The organism is Peptoniphilus phoceensis, from assembly GCF_001517665.2.
GTDB classification, from domain to species: Bacteria; Bacillota; Clostridia; order Tissierellales; family Peptoniphilaceae; genus Peptoniphilus_A; species Peptoniphilus_A timonensis.
In genome coordinates this window covers 210,942-232,913 of sequence record NZ_LN999808.1, presented here as the reverse complement: position 1 = coordinate 232,913, position 21,972 = coordinate 210,942, and the positions used below count along the sequence as shown (strand labels likewise).

General features: G+C 31.7%; 20 protein-coding genes and 1 pseudogene. 13 read left to right on the top strand and 8 right to left on the bottom strand.

The genetic code is table 11. The annotated features are described in order from the left end of the window. Positions 1-17 precede the first annotated feature (17 nt). Both BN3657_RS03135 and BN3657_RS03130 read right to left on the bottom strand, forming a co-directional pair. A complete protein-coding gene (locus BN3657_RS03135; RefSeq protein ID WP_062551740.1) occupies positions 18-1,862 on the bottom strand; it encodes an ABC transporter ATP-binding protein in 1,845 nt (614 codons plus the stop codon). Further along, complete coding sequence (locus tag BN3657_RS03130) at positions 1,849-3,585, bottom strand: ABC transporter ATP-binding protein (RefSeq protein ID WP_062551739.1); 1,737 nt, start codon at positions 3,583-3,585, stop codon at positions 1,849-1,851. The genes BN3657_RS03135 and BN3657_RS03130 overlap by 14 nt, the downstream gene beginning before the upstream one ends. A gap of 166 nt (positions 3,586-3,751) precedes the next feature. On the opposite strand from BN3657_RS03130, the gene BN3657_RS03125 reads away from it, so the two are divergent. Both BN3657_RS03125 and BN3657_RS03120 read left to right on the top strand, forming a co-directional pair. Continuing rightward, positions 3,752-3,991 (top strand): CDIF630_02480 family spore surface protein, encoded by a 240-nt coding sequence (locus BN3657_RS03125; protein WP_019139172.1) that lies wholly within the window; start codon positions 3,752-3,754, stop codon positions 3,989-3,991. 52 nt (positions 3,992-4,043) lie between these two features. Next, entirely contained in the window at positions 4,044-4,595 is a 552-nt protein-coding gene (locus BN3657_RS03120) for a phosphatase PAP2 family protein (protein ID WP_062551738.1), read from the top strand. On the opposite strand, the gene BN3657_RS03115 is transcribed toward BN3657_RS03120, so the two are convergent. After that, positions 4,569-5,021, bottom strand: a complete 453-nt coding sequence (locus BN3657_RS03115; RefSeq protein WP_074017830.1) for a nucleoside deaminase — start codon at positions 5,019-5,021, stop codon at positions 4,569-4,571. The two genes, BN3657_RS03120 and BN3657_RS03115, sit on opposite strands and share 27 nt — an antisense overlap. Positions 5,022-5,246: 225 nt before the next feature. Between BN3657_RS03115 and BN3657_RS03110 the strand changes: the two genes are divergently transcribed. Then, on the top strand, positions 5,247-6,125 hold the full coding sequence (locus tag BN3657_RS03110) for a DegV family protein (protein WP_062551737.1): 879 nt from the start codon (positions 5,247-5,249) through the stop codon (positions 6,123-6,125). Between the two features lie 34 nt (positions 6,126-6,159). Here BN3657_RS03110 and BN3657_RS03105 read toward each other — a convergent pair whose 3' ends face one another. Continuing rightward, positions 6,160-7,488: an MATE family efflux transporter gene (locus BN3657_RS03105; RefSeq protein WP_062551736.1), complete on the bottom strand. Its 1,329-nt coding sequence runs from the start codon at positions 7,486-7,488 to the stop codon at positions 6,160-6,162. Positions 7,489-7,620: 132 nt separating this feature from the next. Here BN3657_RS03105 and BN3657_RS03100 point away from each other — a divergent pair, with 132 nt between their 5' ends. After that, positions 7,621-8,355, top strand: a complete 735-nt coding sequence (locus tag BN3657_RS03100) for a gamma-glutamyl-gamma-aminobutyrate hydrolase family protein (RefSeq protein WP_062551735.1) — start codon at positions 7,621-7,623, stop codon at positions 8,353-8,355. Between the two features lie 154 nt (positions 8,356-8,509). Here BN3657_RS03100 and BN3657_RS03095 read toward each other — a convergent pair. Then, positions 8,510-9,458: pseudogene (locus tag BN3657_RS03095) on the bottom strand (IS30 family transposase). Positions 9,459-9,708: 250 nt separating this feature from the next. On the opposite strand from BN3657_RS03095, the gene BN3657_RS03090 reads away from it, so the two are divergent. The 3 genes from BN3657_RS03090 (at position 9,709) to BN3657_RS03080 (ending at position 13,778) form a co-directional block, all read left to right on the top strand. After that, positions 9,709-10,854: a YibE/F family protein gene (locus BN3657_RS03090; RefSeq protein ID WP_062551734.1), complete on the top strand. Its 1,146-nt coding sequence runs from the start codon at positions 9,709-9,711 to the stop codon at positions 10,852-10,854. A 92-nt stretch (positions 10,855-10,946) separates the two neighbouring features. Beyond that, complete coding sequence (locus BN3657_RS03085) at positions 10,947-13,436, top strand: S-layer homology domain-containing protein (protein ID WP_062551733.1); 2,490 nt, start codon at positions 10,947-10,949, stop codon at positions 13,434-13,436. A gap of 120 nt (positions 13,437-13,556) precedes the next feature. Then, the gene (locus BN3657_RS03080) at positions 13,557-13,778 is read left to right on the top strand and encodes a helix-turn-helix domain-containing protein (protein WP_062551732.1); all 222 of its coding nucleotides are present in this window, start codon (positions 13,557-13,559) and stop codon (positions 13,776-13,778) included. A 180-nt stretch (positions 13,779-13,958) separates the two neighbouring features. Here the strand turns inward: BN3657_RS03080 and BN3657_RS03075 are convergent, their stop codons facing one another. After that, positions 13,959-15,050 carry a hypothetical protein gene (locus tag BN3657_RS03075; protein WP_062551731.1) on the bottom strand — a complete coding sequence of 364 codons (1,092 nt, stop codon included), beginning with the start codon at positions 15,048-15,050 and terminating at the stop codon, positions 13,959-13,961. Positions 15,051-15,168: 118 nt separating this feature from the next. Between BN3657_RS03075 and BN3657_RS03070 the strand changes: the two genes are divergently transcribed. The 6 genes from BN3657_RS03070 (at position 15,169) to BN3657_RS08545 (ending at position 20,665) form a co-directional block, all read left to right on the top strand. After that, the gene (locus BN3657_RS03070) at positions 15,169-15,438 is read left to right on the top strand and encodes an ACT domain-containing protein (RefSeq protein ID WP_019139166.1); all 270 of its coding nucleotides are present in this window, start codon (positions 15,169-15,171) and stop codon (positions 15,436-15,438) included. A 12-nt stretch (positions 15,439-15,450) separates the two neighbouring features. Then, a complete protein-coding gene (locus BN3657_RS03065) occupies positions 15,451-16,806 on the top strand; it encodes a PFL family protein (RefSeq protein WP_019139165.1) in 1,356 nt (451 codons plus the stop codon). Positions 16,807-16,839: 33 nt separating this feature from the next. Beyond that, the gene (locus BN3657_RS03060) at positions 16,840-18,237 is read left to right on the top strand and encodes an APC family permease (protein ID WP_062551730.1); all 1,398 of its coding nucleotides are present in this window, start codon (positions 16,840-16,842) and stop codon (positions 18,235-18,237) included. 1 nt (position 18,238) lies between these two features. Next, positions 18,239-19,858, top strand: coding sequence for an amidohydrolase (locus BN3657_RS03055; RefSeq protein ID WP_062551729.1), 1,620 nt, complete (start codon positions 18,239-18,241; stop codon positions 19,856-19,858). 16 nt (positions 19,859-19,874) lie between these two features. After that, positions 19,875-20,360, top strand: coding sequence for a GAF domain-containing protein (locus BN3657_RS03050; protein WP_074017829.1), 486 nt, complete (start codon positions 19,875-19,877; stop codon positions 20,358-20,360). Between the two features lie 155 nt (positions 20,361-20,515). Next, positions 20,516-20,665 carry a hypothetical protein gene (locus BN3657_RS08545; protein WP_187363613.1) on the top strand — a complete coding sequence of 50 codons (150 nt, stop codon included), beginning with the start codon at positions 20,516-20,518 and terminating at the stop codon, positions 20,663-20,665. A 54-nt stretch (positions 20,666-20,719) separates the two neighbouring features. Here BN3657_RS08545 and BN3657_RS03045 read toward each other — a convergent pair whose 3' ends face one another. Together BN3657_RS03045 and BN3657_RS03040 are read right to left on the bottom strand one after the other, a co-directional pair. Continuing rightward, entirely contained in the window at positions 20,720-21,265 is a 546-nt protein-coding gene (locus BN3657_RS03045; protein ID WP_062551728.1) for a nitroreductase family protein, read from the bottom strand. Continuing rightward, on the bottom strand, positions 21,255-21,956 hold the full coding sequence (locus BN3657_RS03040) for a DUF188 domain-containing protein (RefSeq protein ID WP_062551727.1): 702 nt from the start codon (positions 21,954-21,956) through the stop codon (positions 21,255-21,257). Before BN3657_RS03040 ends, BN3657_RS03045 begins: the two co-directional genes overlap by 11 nt. Between the last annotated feature and the right edge of the window lie 16 nt (positions 21,957-21,972).

Here is a 21,972-nt window from a genome sequence, read left to right as displayed (position 1 = left end):
TTTTATTTTATAAATTTTTATTCGTCGAAGCCACCTGTGTAGAGTTTGTAATAGATTCCCTTTTGTTCAAGTAGGTCAGCGTGGTCGCCTCTTTCTACTATTTCGCCATTTTGAAGCACAATTATTACGTCAGAATTCATAATTGTTGAAAGTCTATGTGCTATGACAAAAGTTGTTCTTCCCTTCATGATTTCATCCATTCCCTCTTGTACAATTTTTTCTGTACGAGAGTCAATAGATGATGTCGCTTCATCTAAGATCATAACTGGTGGGTTAAAAATTTCTGCTCTAGCAATAGATAAAAGTTGCATTTGTCCTTCTGATAATTCGCCACCAGAACCTGTTATAAGTGTGTCATAACCATCTCTCAAATTCTTTATAAAGTCGTGAGCATTGGTTCTTTTTGCTGCTTCAAGAGTTTTTTCCATATCAACTTCATCGACAGAATAGTTTATATTTTCAGCAATTGTGCCAGTGAAAAGGTGGGTGTCTTGTAAAACCATGCCAAGGGATGAGCGAAGGTCTTCTTTTTTTATCCTCTTAATGTCAATTCCGTCAAAGGTAATTTCTCCACTGTCAATGTCATAAAACCTATTTATCAAGTTTGTTATTGTTGTTTTACCTGCTCCAGTTGCTCCTACAAAGGCAATTTTTTGACCTGGTTTTGCATATAAATTTATATTTTTAAGAATTTTCTTTTTACCATCATAAGAGAAGTCAACATTTTTAAATCTAATATCGCCCAAAAGTTCTGTGTATTTATCTGATTTTAAATCATGCCAAAAATATTTTTCTTCTCCGTCAACAGTTTTTGAAACTTTTTCTACTTCTCCAGAGTAGTCTTCTGGCTCAACTTCTAAGAAATCAAAAATTCTTCTAGCTCCTGCAATGGCAAGGACAACAGAATTTATATTGCCACCGATTTGTCCCATAGGACCTGTCAAAGTTCTTGAAAGTTGTAAGAAAGATGCTACAACACCAACTGTGATGCCAAAACCACCGTGAACTGCCATAAGTCCACCAACTATGGCAAACAAAATATATTGGAAGTTTCCAATTCCAAAAATAAGTGGAAATAGGAAAAGTCCAAGTCTATTTGCTATCATTGTATTTTCCATTAATTCTTCATTAATTATTCTAAAATCTTCTCTGGCATTTTTTTCATGATTAAAAACTTTTACAACTTTTAGACCATCAATCATCTCTTCTATATAACCATTTGTCTTGGCAAGAGATTTTTGTTGACTCAAGAAATAATGAGAGGACTTGCCTCCAATTACATTCATGACAAAAATCATAAGCCCCACAGTTAAAATTATTACAAGAGATAGGGGTACAGATTGCGAAAACATAGCCACTAAAACCATAATTATTGTCATAAGCGATTGGACAAAGGAAGGGAAAGATTGAGATATCATTTCTCCAAGAGCTCTTACGTCATTTGTGTAATAAGACATTATGTCCCCGTGACTTTTGCTATCAAAGTAAGAGACTGGCAGTGATTGCATTTTTTTAAACATAATCTTTCTCATATCGCCAAGAGTAGATTCAGATATTGAAACCATTAGTCTTGAATAAGTGAAAGATGACAAGACGCCTATTGCCAAAAATATTCCCATCTTAATCAACATGGATAAAAGACCTGAAAAATCTGGATTTGAACTTTGGACTAAAGGCATGATGTAATCGTCTATTAAAAATCTCATAAATAGAGAAACAGAAATTGTGGCAAGAGAGGAAATTATTACCATAAGTGAAACGGCTAAGAGTTTAAACTTATGCCTTTTAAAAATAAATGAGAATAATTTTTTTGCAGCAACTTTGTTTTCTGGAGATGTAATTTTTGTCTTATTCTTTTGCATCAAAATCACCGTCACTTTCTTGTGTTTCATTTATTTCTCTATAAATAGGACTCTTATTTATAAGTTCTTCGTGAGTGCCAATTGATTCAATTTCTCCCACATCGAGAACTACAGTGTAGTCAGTATTTTTTAAGGACTTTATCTTTTGTGAAATCAAAATTTTTGTCATATCAGGTCTTAATTTATTTAGAGAGTCTATAATTTTTTCTTCAGTCTTGTTGTCAAGGGCAGAAGTTGAATCGTCCATAATTAAGATTTTTGGATCTTTTAAGATAGACCTCGCAATGGAAATTCTCTGTCTTTGACCTCCGGAAAAGTTCGTTCCGCCTCTTTGCACAGGCATATCCAAATCTTTTTCTGGGTCAATAAAATCGTCACAAGATGCAATATAAAGTGCCTCTTTTAATTTTTCATCAGATAGATCTTCTCCAGCCCACTTTAGATTTTCACGAAGAGTGCCAGTGAAAAGTTGATTTTTTTGTAAGACTACAGAAACGTCCTTTCGAAGAGATTTAAGATCATAGTTTAAGACATTTTCTCCTCCAACATAAACACTTCCCTTACTTGGGTCAAAGAGCCTTGCAATTAAACTAATAAGAGTTGTTTTACCAGATCCTGTTGGACCAATCATTCCCACATAATCGCCAGAATTTATCTTGAGATTAATATTTTTTAATACAGACTTGTCTAAATAACCTGAATAAGAAAAATAAACATCATCAAAAATTATTTCTCCATTTTTAATTTCTTTTATAGGATTTTTTGGACTTACAATAGATGGGTTAGTTGCAATCACTTCGTTGATACGTCTAATTGAGTTTCTAGCAATAGTTATTTGAACTAGAATCATGGAAAGCATCATAAGTGAAATTTGAATTTGAATTGCGTAAGTCACAAGACCTGTCAAAGCACCAGTTGTCATTGTCCCAGCTACAATAAAATGTGCTCCCAACCAAGCAATTAGAATTGTCATAAGATAAGTTGAAAAGTTCATAAGTGGATTTGAAAAGGCAAGAAGTTTTGACGCCTTAATGTAATTATCTTGAAGTTCATCAGAGATAGTATTAAACTTTTCTATTTCCTTGTCCTCTTTTACAAAAGATTTTACAACTCTTATTGCAGACAAGTTTTCTGAAACATCAGTATTTAGCTTATCTGTTATCCTAAAAACTTTTTCAAAAATTGGATAAGCTCCCTTTATAATAAGTCCCATTCCAATGCTGATTAGGGGAATTATAATTACAAAAGTAGGGGCAAGGTCTCTTGATAATTTAAAAGACATTATAAAACAAAAAATAAGAGTAAGTGGCGAACGAATTGCCATTCTTATAGTCATTTGAAATGCCATTTGTACTGTTTGGACATCAGTTGTCATTCTTGTTATGAGAGATCCACTTTTAAATTTGTCCATATTTTCAAAGGAAAAATCAGTGATGTTATCAAACATTGATCCCCTCATATTTTTTGCGAGTCCACTTGAAGCCTTTGTGGCAAGATAACCTGAAATTATTCCTGTTGCAAGTGAAATTGCCGCCACTATAAGTAGGATTATTCCGTATTTAATTATATTGTCAGAGGAATTTATTAAAATCCCCTGGTCTATTATTTTTGTCATAAAGAAGGGAATTGCTGCATTCATCAATACTTCTAATAAAACAAAAAAAGGCGATAGCACAGCGTATTTTTTGTACTCACCTAAGTTATCAAAGATTACTTTTAACATATAACACTTCCTAAATATTGATTTAACTATATTAAATTACCCAAAAAGAATATATTAAATCTTCTAATGCGAATATAATACTATTATACTGAAATTTTACTTAAAGTATTTGTATTTATTAGATATTTGTAATAATATATATTTAATAAATATATGGAGGGATAATATGACAGACAATAAAAAAGAAAAAGATTTAATTGAAAATTCAACAACTCTTTCTGATTCACAAAAAAAACAAATGAAAGCAAATATGGATCAACAAAAAGAAATTAATCCTAAAGACAGAGCAGATTCAGATCTTTATGCTAAAACTGAAGGACAAGATCCTGAAACAGGAATTGAAATCCCAACAGACGACGAAGTTGAAGAAGCTAAAGAATGGGTTGACAACGAAAACAGAATGTAATTTCATGGCCTAGTGATAGGCCTTTTTTTATAAAATAATTTGTGAGGTATTAATGGATAGCAAATTTTTAAACTGGCTCCTTGGTATAAGGAATGACACCTTAAATAGATACATGATTGCCATAACCCATCTTGGGACTGGAGGAGCAATATGGCTTTTCACAGTTTTCATTCTATTTTACCTAGGTTTTAGGATTGAGAGCATAAATATTATTCTTGCCCTAATATTTAATGGTATAGTCTGCAATATTTTTTTGAAAAACACTTTAAAAAGAAAAAGACCTTCTTGGATTTCAAAGGTGGAACTTTTAATAAAAAATCCCACAGATTTTTCTTTCCCATCAGGTCACGCATCTTCATCTTTTGCAGCAGCTCTTACAATTTATTTTTACTTTAAGGGAATGGGAATAGTATTTATTGTGATAGCTATTTTAATTGCATTTTCAAGAATTTATCACTTCGTACATTATCCAAGCGATGTAATCATTGGAGCAATTATTGGAATGATTATTGCCTTTCTCACAAAAAATTATTACGACAAGTTTATACTAGACTTTTTGCAAAACAATCTAGAATTTTTATTTAGACCTCTTCCTAAGATCTGAGAAAAAATTGGAAATGAGGCTTGCACATTCCTTTTCCATGATTCCATACTCATAACTGATATTGTGATTAGTTATGAGTTTTTCTATTTTTTGATGGGAAACAACAGCACCAAACCTCTTATTTCTTGCACCAAAATATAAATTTTTTATCCTAGAATTTAGGATGGCACCAACACACATTAGGCAAGGTTCAAGAGTTACATAAATATCACAAGATTCTAAATGATAAGAATTTAAGTGTTTTGCAGCCATATTTATAGCCATTATTTCTGCGTGGGCAGTGGGATTTTTTAAATCCTCTTTTTTATTGTAGCCGTAGGCAATTATTTTATTATTTTTTACAATTACACAGCCAATAGGCACATCGTCAGATAAAAGAGAGCGATGGGCGTATCGAAGGGCTTCTTTCATATATTTTTTTTCCATAAATTTATTATAACAAATATTTTGGAAATTAAATCAAGATTTAGACTTCATGAAAACTAATAAAATATTATATGAAAAATTAACTCTATGTTATAATATTAATATGTAAGTATTATTTTTATAAAATATTTTAATTAAAAAAGAAAAATCAAAAAGTTAAGATACATATAATTTAAATATTTAAGATTGATAAAAGAAGCTAAATAATCCTAATAGGAGGGACAAATGACTTTTAAAATAATATCAGATTCCTCATGTGATTTAGATAAAAAGACATTGGAAGATTTAGATATAGAGATTTTTAGGATAAAAAGTACAGATGAAGAAGGCGAAGACTTAAAAGAAGACATAGATAATCAAGAAATCTATAAAAGGATGAGAGAAGGAGCTTTTTTTAAGACAAGCCAAATAACTTTTTATGAGTACCTAAAAAAATTTGAAGAACTTGCAAAAGATGGAATAGACATTATTTGTTTAACCTTATCATCTGGCATGAGTGGAACCTTTCAAAATGCCTGCATGGCAAAAAAAGAAATTGAGGAAAAATATGATGTAAGAGTTGAAATTGTGGACTCTCTTGCTGCATCAGTTGGTTTTGGTCAAATAACTTATTTCGCAGGGCTTGCTGCAAAAAATGGAGCATCCTATGATGAAGTCTTAGACTTATTAGAGTTTTTAGTAAAAAACACTAAACACATCTTTACAGTATATGACTTAAAATACCTCTATGAAGGTGGCAGAGTTTCAAGAACTAAGGCAAAAATTTCAAGTGTATTGAATATTCTTCCAATTTTAGAAGTTGATGAAGAGGGAAAAATCTATTTATCAGATGTAGTTCGTGGAAAAAATAAATCCTATAAAAAAATGGTTGAAATTATGAAAGAAAAATCTAATTCCAATGGAGATGACAGAATTTTCCCAGTATATGCTGATAACAAAGAACTACTTGATTCTTTGATAAATAAACTAAAAGACAAGGGCTATAAGAAATTCCTAATTCTTGAAATTGGTCAGACTATAGCATCACACGTTGGTCCAGATATTTATGGCCTTGCTTATCTAGCAGAAAATATACCAGAAAAATTTAAAAAATATTTAGATTAAAATAAGAGGAAGTCAAAAAAGGCTTCCTCTTTTCTTAGGCATTTTTAACTTGTAATTTTGGTTTATTAACCATTTTATTTAGTGAGTAAAGTGAGATTAAAAATACTATAAATTCAGAAATTATTGCTCCGAAGAATAAATACCTTGTTCCAAGAAGGTGAACACAAAGATAAATTGATATAAATAGGGCAACTGACCCCCTCAAAATATTTATAATTATGGAATATTTTGGATCACCTATGGCTGATGAAAGTGAAGCTATAAATAAATTGTGACCTGCCAATAAAAACATGAGGGCATAAATTCTCATAGGTCTTATTGATGCAGAAATCATATTTTTGTTTTCCAAGAACATTTCAAATTGAGTTCTTGCTCCAAAGAAGGCTATTGCATACATAATAAGAGAAACTATAAATATAAATATAAAACTCATCTTTATAATTTTTAAACTTTTTTCTCTCTCTTCTGAACCATGATAGTAGGATAGGAGAGGAAGTGTCCCGTGACAAACTCCCTGGAAGGTAGAACTTGCAAATAGGGACATGTAATTTATTACTGCGTAGGCAGATAGATATTCTGGTGAAAGATATTTTATTATAAATAAGTTAAATATAAAGACAAAAGTTGCAGCATTTAGTTCAGATATAAATTCTCCAAAACCATAGGCGACAGTTGTTTTTAAATACTGAATTATTTCAGCAGCTGTCATTTTTATTTTTACAAAACGAAGATAGCCCTTGGCAGATCTAAAGTGAATGAAAAATATTAGACAGGATAAAAATTGAGCTATGCCAGTGGCAAGGGCAGCACCCTTTACTCCCATTTGGAACTTGTCAATTAAAATGTAATCTAAAATTATATTTGTGACACAGGCAGACACTGCACCAATTATTGCTGTTCTAGGAAAGCCATCGACCTTTACCAAAACCTCAAAGGCGTAGGCAATGATGTAGAAGGGCGAAAAGAAAACAATAACTGAAAGATATTGGTGTGATAAACTAAATAAACTTGAGTCTGCACCGAGAAATCTTATTATTTGATTCATAAAAATTATTCCAAGAATAGATAGGACAATGGAAAAAGCAAGGATAAATAAAATTATGAAGGTAAAAACCTTGTTTGCCTCGTCACGATTTCCCTTTCCAAGCTCTATTCCTATAATGGTTTGAGACCCAACTCCAGTTATAATTGCAATTGCAAATAGGAAATTTACATATGGAACTACTATTGTGACAGCAGATAGTTCCATTTCACCTGCAAAGTTTGCAACAAAAAATCCATCTACAATTGTATAAATCGAAAATACCCACATTGCTATAATAGATGGGATGACAAATTTGAAAAATTGTCTATTTAAACTCATAATGCACCTCTAATCTACTGATTATATATTAATTTAATTTTTTAAGCAATAAATGCTTAGACAAATTAAAAAATTACCAATTTTATCTTGACTTTGATATAATGAGTTTAATAAAACACAGGGAGGAAGATAATGAAACCACTTATAGGAATTTCTGTTAACTCACTTAGAGATATTTCTCAAAATGATGTTGGACAAATTGGGGTTGAAGGTCAAGATTGGCAATTAGTAGCAGCAGATTATATTAGGGCAGTGGAAAGAAATGGCGGAATCCCAATTTTAATACCAAATATAAAAAGTCTTGAGGACATGAGAGAAGTCTTAGATAAAATTGACGGACTACTTTTATCTGGAGGACATGACGTAAATCCAAGAACTTATAACGAAAGAAACTCTGGCAAGGCAGGAAATTTTGACAATATCAGAGACCACGAAGAAATTTTTATGACAGAGTATGCACTAGAAAAAGACATACCTTTCTTGGGAATTTGCAGAGGACTTCAAATTTTAAATGTTACTCTTGGAGGCACTATCCACCAAGACTTACCTTCAGCAGGTTTTCCAGCTCACTCAATGAGCAATTCACTTAGAAATGAACCATCACATGCACTAAAAATAGTAGAAGATTCTCCACTTTTTGATATTTTTAAAAGAGAAGAAATTTGGACTAACTCCTATCACCATCAAGGAGTAAATGAAATTGGAAAGGGATTAAAAAAAGCTGCTTTATCTGAAGAAGGATTAGTAGAAGCAGTTTATCTTGACGATAAAAAATTTGCCCTTGCAGTACAATGGCACCCAGAAATGATGTACGATGACAAAGAAATGAATATGATTTTTGAAAAATTTATTGACGCCTGCAAGTAAGTTTATAAGTTTTGAGAAAATTAAGGGGTTGTTGCAAAAGACACCTATATAGAAAAAGACGAGAAAACATAAAAAGGCTCTATAATATCTGTTGGGGAGTAAATCTCTAACAGATATTTTTATTTAAGATGAATTGCAAATAATATTGCGACACCTAAATTAAACTAAGCTCATGTAAAAATAATTCAAATGGAGTTTGATAATTTAGACATTTCATAGGTCTGCTGTTAAGCTATATTAAATTTTTAATAAGATCTTCTTCAGATATCTCTGCTAAATCTGTCTTTTTAGGATAATATTCTCTCAATAAACCATTTGAATTTTCATTACTTCCTCTTTGCCATGCTGAATATGGGTCAGCAAAGTAAAAGTCTATTCCAAGCTTTTCAACTTCGTCATAGCAAGCAAATTCTTTTCCTCTATCTGATGTGAAGCTCTTTAAGCCTTCTTTTGGAAGTGATTTAACAAGTTTATTGATTGCTTCAAACATTGAATCTTTGCTTCTATCTTTCATTGGTAATGCTATATAAAACCTTGTTTTTCTTTCAACAAATGTTGCTAAGCACCCTTTGCTTTTTCCTCTTAAAGACACAACTGTATCAAGTTCCCAGTCTTGTGCCCCTTGGGTATGTCCGAAGAAAACTCTATACTTTATGTTTTTTGGTCTTTTTCTTATATATGTACCTATGTTAAATTTTCCTCTTGTTTCTTTACTTTTTCTAGACTTACCTTTTCTTCTTAATTTTGAAATATCAAAGTCTATTATTCCAGAATAAATCCAGTTATATATTGTTTTAAAGCTTAATATTCCTTTATAAGGCAACCTACAATTTGCTCAGGTGACCATTTAGAATTAAGTTTTTCTTTGATACTTTCTAATATTTCATAAGTTACTTTAGTTTTCTGGCTTTTAAAGATGATTTAGATTCTTTATCTCTTTCTGCTAGGTCAGCTTCGTATTCAGTATCACATCTTTTAAGCTCTTTAGCTATTGTGGAATGGTGAAATCCTAAAATTTTTGCTATTCTTCTAGAAGAATAGCCCTCTTTGTTTAATACCTCTATCTTATTTCTTTCGTTTAGTGTAAGATTTTTATAGCTCATATTAACCTAGGTGTGTGTTTTTGTCATTATTAACAAATTACACGAAGTTAATATGAGTTTTTATTTTTTATTTGTGTTGCATTTCATTTTACAACTTATCAAATGAAAAGAGAGACTCGAATTAACGAGTCTCCCCAATATTTGACATAGAGCCTTTTTATAAAAGTGATGGGATAATAAATTTTATTTTACATTAAATATATATAAAATTTACTTTTGAATGCAATAATTTTGCAGAAGGAGTGAAAGGATGAGTAAAAAAATAAAATATATTTGTAACGGGGCGTTAGTTTTAATTTTAATTTTAATTTTTATTTTTATTTTTTGGAAAGATGTAGACTTTGGAGATACAGTTATAGTTCAAAACGCAGTTTCTTATGAGAAGGGTAAGGTTATAAAAGTTTTAGATGAAGATACAGTTGAGAGTTATCCAAATTTAAAGACTGGATCCCAAAAAGTTTTGGTTAAAATGAAAAATAAAAGGTTTGATAAACCAATAACTATAGAAAATAATTTATTTTCGGAACATTCTGTGTACTTAAAGGAAGGTTCTAAGGTAATAGTTTATGTGGACGAACCAAAGGGGATTGAGCCATATTATACAATTTATAATTACGACAGATCTGTCCCAATAGCTATTATGTTACTTTTATTTTTAATAATGTTATATGCAATTGGAAAGTCAAAGGGGATAAAATCTGCGGCATCACTTTTTATAAGTTTATATTTAATGTTTTGTTTTATGATCCCTCTAATATATTTGGGACATTCGCCAGTATGGGTTACAATATTAACCTGTGTCTTGGGAAGTATTTATTCGGTTGTAATACTTCAAGGTTACACATTAATTGGACTTGTAAACTTAATAAGTGTGTCAGTTGGATTTATATCTGCTGCAATATGTTTTTATATTTCATCTTATTTCACACATTTAAGTGGATATAATTTAGCTGATGTAGAAGGACTCTTACTTATAAATTCAAAAACAGGATTACAAATATATCCTCTTATGTTTGCAGGTGTTGCCATAGCAGCCTATGGAGCTTGTAAGGACGTTTCCGTTTCAATATCTTCTGCACTTCATGAGATATATGTAAAAAATCCTAAAATAACAAAAATAGAACTTTTTAAATCTGGGATGATAATAGGAAAGGATATTATAGGTACTATGGTCGATACTTTGGTATTTGCATTTTTGGGAAGCTCCATAGCTACAGTTTTAGTTTTAATATCCTATGGAGTTGATTTTAATCAATTAGTTAGTTCAGATTTTTTTGCTGTTGAACTTGTCAATTCGCTCATAGGTACAGCAGTAGTAATTATAATGGTTCCAGTTAGCGCTTATCTATCAGGAGTAATCTATAAAAAAGAAAAAATCAAATTAAAAAGAAGATAAATTTACAAAATCTTTAAGAATACATTACAGATTATATTCTTTGACTTTACAATATTGTGAAATAATAATTCTAACTGAAGAGGAGGTATATAATGAAAAGAAGATTCAGTTTATTTTTAGCTATACTAATGTTAGTTTCAGTATTTTCACCATTAGGATTGGGATTTGAAGGTAATGAAATTAGATTTAGTACAAATGTTGTAGAAGCGGCAGAAGGTGATGCTCAATTAAATGAAGCAACACCAAAAGAAGAAGTTAATGATGCATCAAATGAAGTGACACCTAAAGAAGAAGTTAATAATGCATCAGATGAAGTGACAACAGATGTAGACAATGGAACACCTTCTACAGAGGATAAAGATGTACAACCAGAATTAGATCTAAAAGATCAAAAAATTATTTTAACAAATGACATATTGACTATAGGAAAAGATGGCACAGAAAGAAACTTCACATGGTATGCAAATACAAAAGAAAAAGGAAAATTTGAGTTTGCAAAACTAAATGCAGAAAAAGATTTTAAAGATGCAACAGTTCTTGATGCAACAGTTATCGAAAAAACAAATCTTTCAGGATATTCAAGTAATCAAGTAACTTTAGATGGATTAGAACCAGACACTGAATATATGTATAGATTCTCTAATGGAGATACAGTTTCTGAAGTTAAAACTTTTAAAACTGGTGGAACAGGAGATTTTAGTTTCTTCGCAGCAGGAGACCCTCAAATAGGATCACATGGATATTTAAATGGTAAAGACGGCTGGGATAAAACACTAAAGCTTTTACCAGAATTAGATTCTAGTGCATCATTCTTACTTTCACTTGGAGATCAAGTAGATACTGGAAAGGACGAAGAACAATATGATGCATATATTAATAGAGAAGGTTTCAATGGATTAACTCTTGCACCAATAATAGGAAATCATGATGAAAGAGGAAATGCTCACGAAGAACACTTCAAAGTTTCAAATGTACAAGATGAAGGAAAATCAAATGCAGGAAGCAATTACTATTATGTTTACAACAACACATTATTTATCTGTTTAAATTCAAATAACAAAGATTATGCAGAACACAGAGTTACAATTAAAAAAGCAGTTGCAGAAAGTCCAAATGTAAAATGGAGAGTAGTAACATTTCATCATCCTCCATACACAGTAGCACGTCATGCATTAGATGATTATATTACAGATATGAGATCAACACTTGTTCCAATATTAAAAGAAAATAAAATTGACCTTGTACTAAATGGACACGACCACGTTTATACAAGAACTCATGTAATGGAAGGAACAAAACCAATAATTGAATGGGAAAATGGAGAAGAAGGAAAAGCACCGAGTGAATATGTAAATCCAAAGGGAATTATATATGTTACAACAAACTCTGCATCAGGTTCTAAATTTTATGACATAATGCAAGATAAAAATTTTGAATATTCAGCAGTAAAGAACCAAGAAAAAGTTCCAAACATTTCAAATGTAAAAGTTACAGATAATTCAATTGAAGTTACAACTTATAGAACTAGCGACAAATCTGTTGTAGATAGTTTTAAAATTGTAAAAGAAGATCCAACACCAGTAAAGCCATCAGAAGTTAGAGTTACTTTTAAAGTTGATGAAAATAAAGGAAAATTCTTACCAAATGAAGATGGTGTAATTCTAAATACAAGAGTTCTTCCAATGAATTTTGATGCAACAAAATTAGAGAAAATGGCACCAGAAGTAGAAGGACTTGAAGGATATAAATTTAAAGGTTGGGACAAAGAGTTTGTAGGTGAATTAGACCAAGATTTAACAATAAATGCTATATTTGAAAAAGTAGAAAAAACAGAACCAGAAGAAGATAATTCAGTTGAACCAACTAAACCAACTCCTACTCAACCAGAAAAAGATGACACAAGAGAAGAACCAATAAGACTCTTCCCTAGACATCATGATCGAACAGAAACTCATCCTGTTTATGTATCAAAATCAAGTATATTCACAAAAGAAGATGCATTAAAAAAGGTAAAGGAAATTGCAAATAAAAATTTAGCAAAAAATTCTGGAAAAGCTACTGATATTGATGGACATTGGGCTAAAGATTCAATAAATTACGCACTTGAAAATAATTTAATTGACTTAATAGGAAATGAATTTAAACCAAATAAAAATTCTACAAGATATAATGTAGTAAAGGCATTGGGAAGATTCAAAAAAATTGATGTGGAAAAATATAAAGGCAAGTCTTTGAAAGATGTTGATGCAAATTCAGAAGAATCTGCTTATGTAAATTGGGCAATCGAAAATGGTATTATAGTAGGCTATGAAGATAATACTTTTGGAGGAGATAGAGAGATAACTCGTGAAGAAATTGCGAGAATACTAAATTTATTTGCTGAAAAATTTGATATAAAAGTAAAGAATCTAGAAGCTCCTAAATTTAAGGATCAAAATAAGATTTCTGATTGGGCATCAAAAGATGTAAAAGAAGCAACAGAAAAGGGTCTATTAGTTGGACGTGATGATGGAACTTTTGGACCTAAAGATAATTTAACTAGGGCAGAAGTCGCTCAAATGATTGTAAACATGATTAAGTAAAATCATAAGTTAAAGTAAATCTCAGTGTAAGAGCTGAGGTTTATTTTTATCCAATTCTTTATTAAAAAAAATAAAAATTTATTGAAAATCATTAAATAAAATTTTTATTTTTAAGGCAATATGGGAAAAATAATTGTGGATTTAGACATTGAACTTGCAAAAAATAAGATGACTCTCACAGAACTTTCTGAAAAAGTTGGAATAACTATTACCAACCTTTCTATTTTAAAGACTAATAAGGCAAAGGCTATAAGATTTTCAACTCTTTCAGAAATTTGTAGGGCGCTAAATTGTGATGTTGGAGATATTTTGAGATATGTAAATGATGAAGATGAGCGATAAAAAATTTGCCTTAGCAGTACAATGGCACCCAGAAATGATGTACGATGACAAAGAAATGAACAAGATTTTTGAAAAATTTATTGAAGCTTGTAAGTAAGTTTATAAGTTTTTGAAAAAAAAGAAAGACCTAGTTTGTTAAAAAACAGGTCTTTCTTTTTTATTAATTTTTTTTAAATTATTTTATTCAAAATAATCAATTACAGTCTTAACTGCAATTCCAGTTTTTTCGTGATAAACTACTCCTTCGCAGTAGGACCAATTTACCTTTCCCACACTATTTTTTGCCTCTTCATAGTCCTTTTTCTTGGCAATTTCAACTGTGCCAGGGATGTGGTTTGGACCCTCTTTGATATAGATAACATCATCTTCATAGCCAGGAATATCTTCTAAACTGTGAGTAAAATTATCGAGACCCTTTTCTTCTGCCACATAAAGCAAGTCTTCCATTAATTTGTCATAGTCTTTTCCACTTCTATCATCTAAAAAGACATCAAAAATAGCTTGATCATCGCGAGCCATTTTTTTAAGTGAAGGTCCATAGCCTGATCCGTCTTCTGCTTCGATTTTTTTATCAAAGGCAAAATTTTTATCTTCATTTAAAGTATATTGAAGCTCCACAGGCAAAACATAGCCAGACTCTTCCTTAAAAATTCCATCTTTAAAAGAAAAGTTTGAATTTTTTATAGAGGCAAGGAAAATTAATTTTCCATCTTCAAAAAAGTCTTTAACTAAATAAGTATAATAAGTTTCATATTCTCCAGGATTTTTCATTGTTTCAATTTCTCTCATTTTATTTGAAATTAAAAGAGAAAGTGCCTTGTCCCTTAAATTATCTTTTGATTCTATAATTTGAGTTTTAATTTTTTTAGTTTCTTCATTTTTATAAATACCATCAACTTTTTTATTGGAAAGCTTAATTTCTCTTGAAGAATTAGAAACTATAAGATCTCCCAAGATATTTTCGCTTTTCTTTACACTTTCATCTGTAAGTTCAGCGTTTTTAAAGATTCTCCAATAATCTGAATCACTGAAATTTCCAATGATTTCAGCACTTTCGATTTTTTCGTTTTCATCTTTTCGGCATATGTATAATTTTGAATCTTTGTCCCTTGCCAAATCTTCCTTAAAACTCAAGTCTTTTTGATATTTTTCTGCTTCTTCTGTTTTTTGTGCCTCTTCTTCTTTTTTCTTTAAATTTTCTTCGTTTTTACTACATCCTGTTAAAAGCAAGATTCCAACAAGAAATAATACTATTAATTTTAACTTTTTCATTAACAGCCCTCCTTTTACCTTATAATATAATAAAGTGAGTTTAAATACAATTATAAATGCCATTATTAAAGTCCTAAATTATGGTATAATGATTGTAATTTTAAATAAGGGGGAAATTATGAGAGCTGTTATAACTGTAATAGGTAGTGACAAAATTGGTATTGTATACGAAGTTGTAAAAAAGATGGTGGAATTTGATTTAAATATTGTAGATATTACTCAAACAATTTTAGATGGTTATTTTACAATGATTGTAATGGTAGATTTAACTAAAATGAATGTTGAATTCCAAGAAGTTGTAGATGCCTATGAAAAACTTGGGGAAGAACTTGGACTTTCTATTAGGGTTCAACACACAGGTATCTTTGACAAGATGCACCAAATTTAAGGAGCGATCTTTATGGATAAAAAAAGAATTTTAGAGACAGTGAGGATGCTGGATCAAGAAAACTTAGATATAAGGACTGTAACTCTTGGCATTTCACTTTTAGATTGTATAGATAAGGACGGAGATCTTGCCCGTCAAAAGATTTATGAAAAGATAACAAAATATGGCAAACATCTAGTAGATTATGCAAATGAAGTTGCAAAAAAATACGGTGTAGAAATTGTAAATAAAAGAGTTTCTGTTACACCTATAGCCCTAATAGCTGGTGCAACTGATGAAAAAGACTACACAGAATTTGCGAGAACTCTCGACAAAGCTGCAAAGGAAATTGGTGTTGATTTTATTGGTGGTTTTTCTGCTTTAGTTCATGGAGAAATGACGCCAGCAGATGAAATTTTAATTAACTCTATCCCTCGTGCCCTTGCTGAAACTGATAAAGTTTGTTCTTCAGTAAATGTTGGTACAACAAAAAAGGGACTTAATATGGACGCAGTTAAGCTAATGGGAGAAAAGATTGTTGAAACTGCAGAAAATACTAAAGATGAAGATTCCATTGGTTGTGCAAAACTCGTTGTCTTTGCCAACGCAGTAGAAGATAATCCTTTTATGGCAGGAGCTTTTCACGGTGTAGGTATGGGAGATGTAGTCCTTCACGTAGGAGTTTCTGGACCTGGTGTTGTAAAATACGCCCTAGAAAAAGTTAAGGGAGAAAGTTTTGATGTAGTTTCTGAAACTATAAAGAAGACTGCTTTTAAAATAACAAGACTTGGAGAATTAATTGGAACAGAAGTTGCAAATAAAATTGGTGTTCCCTTTGGAACAATTGACTTATCCCTTGCACCAACTCCAGCCATTGGAGATTCTGTTGCAAGAATCCTAGAAGAAATTGGTCTTGAATTTGCAGGTGGTCACGGAACTACTGCAGCTCTTGCCATGCTAAATGATGCAGTGAAAAAAGGTGGCATCATGGCATCTGATCACGTTGGAGGACTATCTGGTGCCTTTATACCAGTGAGTGAAGACGAAGGAATGATAGAAGCTGCAAGAAATGGATACATTGGTCTTTCAAAACTTGAAGCCATGACTTGTGTTTGCTCCGTTGGTCTTGACATGATTGCAATCCCAGGAGATACAAAAGCATCAACACTTGCTGCAATTATTGCTGATGAAGCTATGATTGGAATAATAAATCAAAAGACAACGGCAGTTAGACTTATTCCAGTAATAGGAAAGAAAGTTGGAGAAGAAGCAACTTTTGGAGGACTATTGGGTTCTGCTCCAATTATTCCAGTTCATCCAGGCAGTGCAGAAAAATTTGCACAAAGAGGTGGATTTATTCCAGCTCCTGTTCACAGTTTTAAAAATTAAAAAATATAAAATAATAGAGGAAAGAGGTGTGCTATGAATAACAATTCAAAGGATATTGAAAAATTAACCACAGAGAATACTGAGTTTAATCGAGAAATTGGAGTTTTTGGTGGAGTTAGTATCATTGGCGGAATTATGATAGGTTCTGGAATTTTTTATCTAGGTTCCTATGTTCTTCAAAGGACTAATATGAACTCTGGTCTTGCCCTTATCTGTTGGGTAATTGGAGGACTTATAACACTTTTTGGAGGACTTTGTTATGCAGAACTTGGTACTGCTATGCCAAAGGCTGGAGGAAGAATTGTTTACTTAAATGAAGCCTATCATCCAATAGTTGGATTTATATCAGGCTTTACTGACTGGATAGTTGGTGGACCAGGTTCAGTTGCTGCAGTTGCAATTGCCCTTATGACTGTTTTTAAAAGTTTTTTCGAAATCTCTGATTTTGGAATTAAACTTGCAGCCATATTTTTAATAATTGCCCTAACTATTTACAATTTATTTGGAGTTAAGGCAGCCTCAATTTTACAAAATCTATCTATGGTAGCAAAACTTGTTCCCATAGGAATAGTAATGATAGCAGCATTATTTGTTGGGAAAATTAGTCCAGACTTGAGTCTTGGATCTGCTGTTGAATATTCAAAGACTTCTGGCACAAATATTTTTGGAATGATAGCCATAGCTGTCGTTGCAACTCTTTGGGCTTACGAAGGATGGACAAATTTAAATACAGTAGCAGAAGAAATTAAAGAACCTCACAAAAATCTTCCTCTTGCCCTAATAATTGGTATTGGTGGAATAACAGTTCTTTACACATTATTTAACTTTGCCATTATGAAGGTAATTCCTCACGAAGAAATCGTGGCAATGATAGATTCTGGCGATTTATATCTTGGAACAGAAGTAGCAAAAAGAGTATTTGGACAAGCTGGAGTACTCATAGTAAGTGCAGGAATGATTCTTGCAATGTTTGGGACCCTAAATGGACTTATACTTGCTCAACCAAGAATGTACTATGCAATGGCAGTGGAAGGTCACTTCTTTAAGTCCTTTGCAAAACTTCATCCAAAGTATAAAGTTCCAACAGCTCCAATGATTGTCCAATGTGTATTTGCTTGTTTACTTGTACTTTCATCAAATCTTGACCAATTGACTAACATGGTAGTAATAACTGGAATGATTTTCTCAGTTCTTACAATTTTATGTGTTCCAATTTTGAGAAAAAAATATCCAAAAATTGAAAGACCATACAAGGTTTGGTTCTATCCAGTTTCTGTAATTATAACAGCCCTAATTTTTGCAGGACTTGTTGTCCAAGGTGCATTAGAAGACCCAATTACAGGACTAACTGGTCTTGTTGTGCCAATGCTTGGTGCAATCACTTATATGATTTTTGATGCAAAATTAAAAAAAGAGAAAAAAGAGGTATAAGATGAAAAAATTATTTTACAATGGAAAAGTTTATGTCAATCGAGATGAATTTCAAGAGGCAATTTACCTTGAAGATGAATTTATAAAAGAAGTTGGAAAAACAGAAGACCTTGTAAAAAAATACCTCGATGATGATATAGAAAAAATTGACCTTGAAAAAAGAACAGTAATACCTGGATTAAACGATTCTCACCTTCACTTTATGCAATTTGGAGAAAGCATGAACCAAGTTGACATTGAAGGAGTTGAGTCCATTAAAGAAATGATAGATAGATGTAAACTTTTTATGGAAAAAAATCCAAAAAGATGTCAAAAGGGAATTCATGCCATTGGCTGGAACCAAGATTTATTTACTGGTGAAAAGAGAATCCCAAACCGCTTTGATTTAGACAAAATTTCAAGAGAAATCCCCATAGTTCTTGAAAGAGTTTGTGGTCACATAGTTTCATCAAACACAAAGGTCATAGAAATTCTTGGACTTACAAAGGATAGTCCACAATTTCCTGATGGAGAATTTTTAATAGGAGATGACGGTTATCCATCTGGAGTTTACACTGCCAATGCCTGCAACTTTGCTAAGGACGTTATACCAGATTTTACCCTTGATGAAAGACGTGAAATGCTAATAGAAACTATGGACTATGCAGTATCTTGCGGCCTTACATCAGTTCAGTCAAATGATGTTGGCACAACTTTTATGAATGGTCCAGTAGCTTTCAAACTTTTAAAAGATATTTATAAGGAAAATAAAAAAATTAGGTATAGACACCAAGTTTGCTTTAATGATTTTTCTGAATTTGAAAAATATTTGTCTGAAGGAGAATACACTTCTCATGACTATGACACAAATTATTTAAAGCTTGGACCTCTTAAACTATTTAAAGATGGATCACTTGGAGCAAGGACTGCCCTTATGCGCCATGGATACAATGATGACAGGGACAACCACGGACTTCCTTGGATAAAAGATGAAGAGATGAGAAAATATGTTAACTTGGCAACAAAAAATAATCTGCAAGTCATAACTCACGTTATTGGAGATAAGGCAATCGAAGATACTGTTAAGTGTTACGAAGATTCCTTTATTGATGGAGAAAATAAATTGCGTCACACTCTTGTTCACTGCCAAATAACTGACAGAGAACTCCTTGAAAGAATTGCAAGAGATGACATCTGCGTCATGGCACAGCCAATATTTTTGGATTATGACATGAAAGTTGTTGAAGAAAGATGTGGCAAAGAACTCGCATCCACATCTTATGCCTTTAAAAGCCTAAAAGACCTCGGAGCTCACCTTGCTTATGGAACTGATGCACCAGTTGAAAACCTAAATCCATTTCCAAATATTTACATGGCAGTGACTCGTAAAGATAAAAAGGGAAATCCAGAAGGAGGATTTTATCCAAAGGAATGTGTAGACGTTTATGAAGCCATTGATGCCTACACAGTAGAATCTGCCTATGTAGAATTTCAAGAAGACATTAAGGGAAGAATCAAAAAAGATTTCTTAGCTGATTTTGTTGTCTTAGATGAGGACATTTTTACAATTGACCCAATGGAAATAAAAGATATTAAACCAAGGATGACAGTTGTTGGTGGAAATATAGTTTTTAAAAGATAAAATTTTGGGAGAAAAGATGTTAGAGATTAAGGGAATAGAAAACTTAGACAACAAAGAAAGACTTGACTACATGCTAGATTTTGGCAAAGCCACAATAAAAACAGAAAAAGACATGATAGCCATGATGGCAAATATTTCTTCTATAATTTTTAATGTGGTGGAAGATTTAAATTGGGCAGGCTTTTATCTTGTAAGAGAAGATGAATTAGTTTTGGGACCCTTCCAAGGACTTCCTGCTTGCACAAGGCTTGCTGATGAGGGAGTTTGCGTATCAGCTTGGAAAAATAAAAAAGTTATGAGGATAGAAAATGTTCATGATTTTAAGGGTCACGTTGCCTGCGACTCGGAGTCTAACTCAGAATTAGTCTTGCCAATAAAAATAAAAGGCGAAGTAATAGGAGTTCTTGATTTAGATTCACCAAATATAGGTCGCTTTACAGAGCTCGAAGAAGAAAAATTTAAAGAACTTGTGAAGGCTATGGAAAAAGAATTAAATAAATAAATTTGAGGAGCTTAGCCTCCTCTTTTATTTTGTCTTAAAAGATTATAAAATCTTATTTATTAAGTAGAAGTAAAAACATAAGAAAGTAAATTCAAAAAATTTGCAGTTATTACTCATAAAATTATGATTTCATTAAATTAGAATGGAGTTAAGAAATGAAATACCTTACACTTTCAAATATTATTTTATTTATCGGAATTTATATTTTTGCAAGTTTTATCCTGGAGAAAGACAAGGAAAAGAAAAAATACTTGGGCATAATCCTAATATTTTTGGGCTGCATTTTAAAATTCTTAGATTTTTAAAATTAAAGATTAAAAAACTAGGCTTATTTAATAAGCCTAGTCATAAATTCAAATTTATTTATCTTCTGATACTATTTTATAAATTGCATCAGAAGATTTTCTTTTTTTCTCACGAAGTTTGTCATCTTTTGCGTAGCCAATTGCTATTACAAGTCTAATTCTTGATTTTGTCTTTAGAAATTTTTGCAATTTTTCTTCGTCAAACCAACCTATTATACAAGTTGAAAGTCCAAGACTTGTGGCCTCGGCAGTAAAATAAGCTGCTGATATTCCAATATCAATTGATTTATAATCTTGATTTTTTATACTTGAACCTATTTTTGCAGACAAGTTGTAATTTTCTTCTGTCACAATTGCAAAGGCATTTACGTCTTTTACAAAGGAATTCATTGTTCCAACTTGAAAATACTTAGAAATATTTTTCGCATCTTCGCCTTGAACTACATAATAGAAATAAGGTTGGGCATTGCAGGCAGAAGGAGAAAGTTTCATACTTTCAAGACAAGCTTCTAATTTTTCAATTTCAACTTCTCTTTCTGGATCATATTCTCTACAGGACTCTCTTATTTTTGCCAAATCTAAAAATTGATTAAATTCCATCTTTTCCTCCTAAAAATTCATCTAAATCTCCATCAAAGAAGAAAAATTTATCGTCACGCATTAGGCAAGGTACTCCAACACTACCTTCTTCCACGATTTCGTCAAAGGCATCTGAAAAATCTCTTTCTCTTAAAAATTTTTTAAGACTTGCCATTGATGATGTGATATCAACTATTTCACATTTTATCTTTCTCTTTTTTATTTCTTCTATTGCTGGTGGACAATCTGGGCAAAGGCTTGAAATAAAAAGTGTTAGCATATTTATTCCCTCCAAATATTTATCTAGTACCCTATAAAAATTTTCATCGGCACTTTTTTCTCTCTTAGAAATATTAAAATAAATTTCCCTATCTCTCATTTTCTTGTTGAAGTGTCTAACAGAAAGAAACTGCATTATATTGTCATCGTCTAGGAATTCTCCTTGAAAATCCAAAACTCTTGCTCCCTTTGAAAGGCCAAGAGAGGAAAGTCCCCTGTCATTTGTTATCACAAGGTCATCTTTTTTTGCATGATTTGCAATATAAATATCGGCTGCTTCCTTTGATATATCTACATCTACAACTTCTCCATAGGATGGAGTAAATTCTTGGCTATAATTTTTTACCATTATTAGCCTTGCAGCGTATTTTTTTGAGAGATTTTCACATATCTTTCTTATGGGCGAACCATCTGCGTCTAATAATATTTTCATACTTATATATTACCCC

Coding starts and splice junctions, on each gene's coding strand:
- BN3657_RS03055 (WP_062551729.1), top strand. CDS start 18,239: ATGAAAAAATTATTTTACAATGGAAAAGTTTATGTCAATCGAGATGAA.
- BN3657_RS03070 (WP_019139166.1), top strand. CDS start 15,169: ATGAGAGCTGTTATAACTGTAATAGGTAGTGACAAAATTGGTATTGTA.
- BN3657_RS03135 (WP_062551740.1), bottom strand. CDS start 1,862: ATGCAAAAGAATAAGACAAAAATTACATCTCCAGAAAACAAAGTTGCT.
- BN3657_RS03080 (WP_062551732.1), top strand. CDS start 13,557: ATGGGAAAAATAATTGTGGATTTAGACATTGAACTTGCAAAAAATAAG.
- BN3657_RS03040 (WP_062551727.1), bottom strand. CDS start 21,956: ATGAAAATATTATTAGACGCAGATGGTTCGCCCATAAGAAAGATATGT.
- BN3657_RS03110 (WP_062551737.1), top strand. CDS start 5,247: ATGACTTTTAAAATAATATCAGATTCCTCATGTGATTTAGATAAAAAG.
- BN3657_RS03105 (WP_062551736.1), bottom strand. CDS start 7,488: ATGAGTTTAAATAGACAATTTTTCAAATTTGTCATCCCATCTATTATA.
- BN3657_RS03120 (WP_062551738.1), top strand. CDS start 4,044: ATGGATAGCAAATTTTTAAACTGGCTCCTTGGTATAAGGAATGACACC.
- BN3657_RS03045 (WP_062551728.1), bottom strand. CDS start 21,265: ATGGAATTTAATCAATTTTTAGATTTGGCAAAAATAAGAGAGTCCTGT.
- BN3657_RS03060 (WP_062551730.1), top strand. CDS start 16,840: ATGAATAACAATTCAAAGGATATTGAAAAATTAACCACAGAGAATACT.
- BN3657_RS03085 (WP_062551733.1), top strand. CDS start 10,947: ATGAAAAGAAGATTCAGTTTATTTTTAGCTATACTAATGTTAGTTTCA.
- BN3657_RS03115 (WP_074017830.1), bottom strand. CDS start 5,021: ATGGAAAAAAAATATATGAAAGAAGCCCTTCGATACGCCCATCGCTCT.
- BN3657_RS03100 (WP_062551735.1), top strand. CDS start 7,621: ATGAAACCACTTATAGGAATTTCTGTTAACTCACTTAGAGATATTTCT.
- BN3657_RS03130 (WP_062551739.1), bottom strand. CDS start 3,585: ATGTTAAAAGTAATCTTTGATAACTTAGGTGAGTACAAAAAATACGCT.
- BN3657_RS03075 (WP_062551731.1), bottom strand. CDS start 15,050: ATGAAAAAGTTAAAATTAATAGTATTATTTCTTGTTGGAATCTTGCTT.
- BN3657_RS03125 (WP_019139172.1), top strand. CDS start 3,752: ATGACAGACAATAAAAAAGAAAAAGATTTAATTGAAAATTCAACAACT.
- BN3657_RS03090 (WP_062551734.1), top strand. CDS start 9,709: ATGAGTAAAAAAATAAAATATATTTGTAACGGGGCGTTAGTTTTAATT.
- BN3657_RS03050 (WP_074017829.1), top strand. CDS start 19,875: ATGTTAGAGATTAAGGGAATAGAAAACTTAGACAACAAAGAAAGACTT.
- BN3657_RS03065 (WP_019139165.1), top strand. CDS start 15,451: ATGGATAAAAAAAGAATTTTAGAGACAGTGAGGATGCTGGATCAAGAA.
- BN3657_RS08545 (WP_187363613.1), top strand. CDS start 20,516: ATGAAATACCTTACACTTTCAAATATTATTTTATTTATCGGAATTTAT.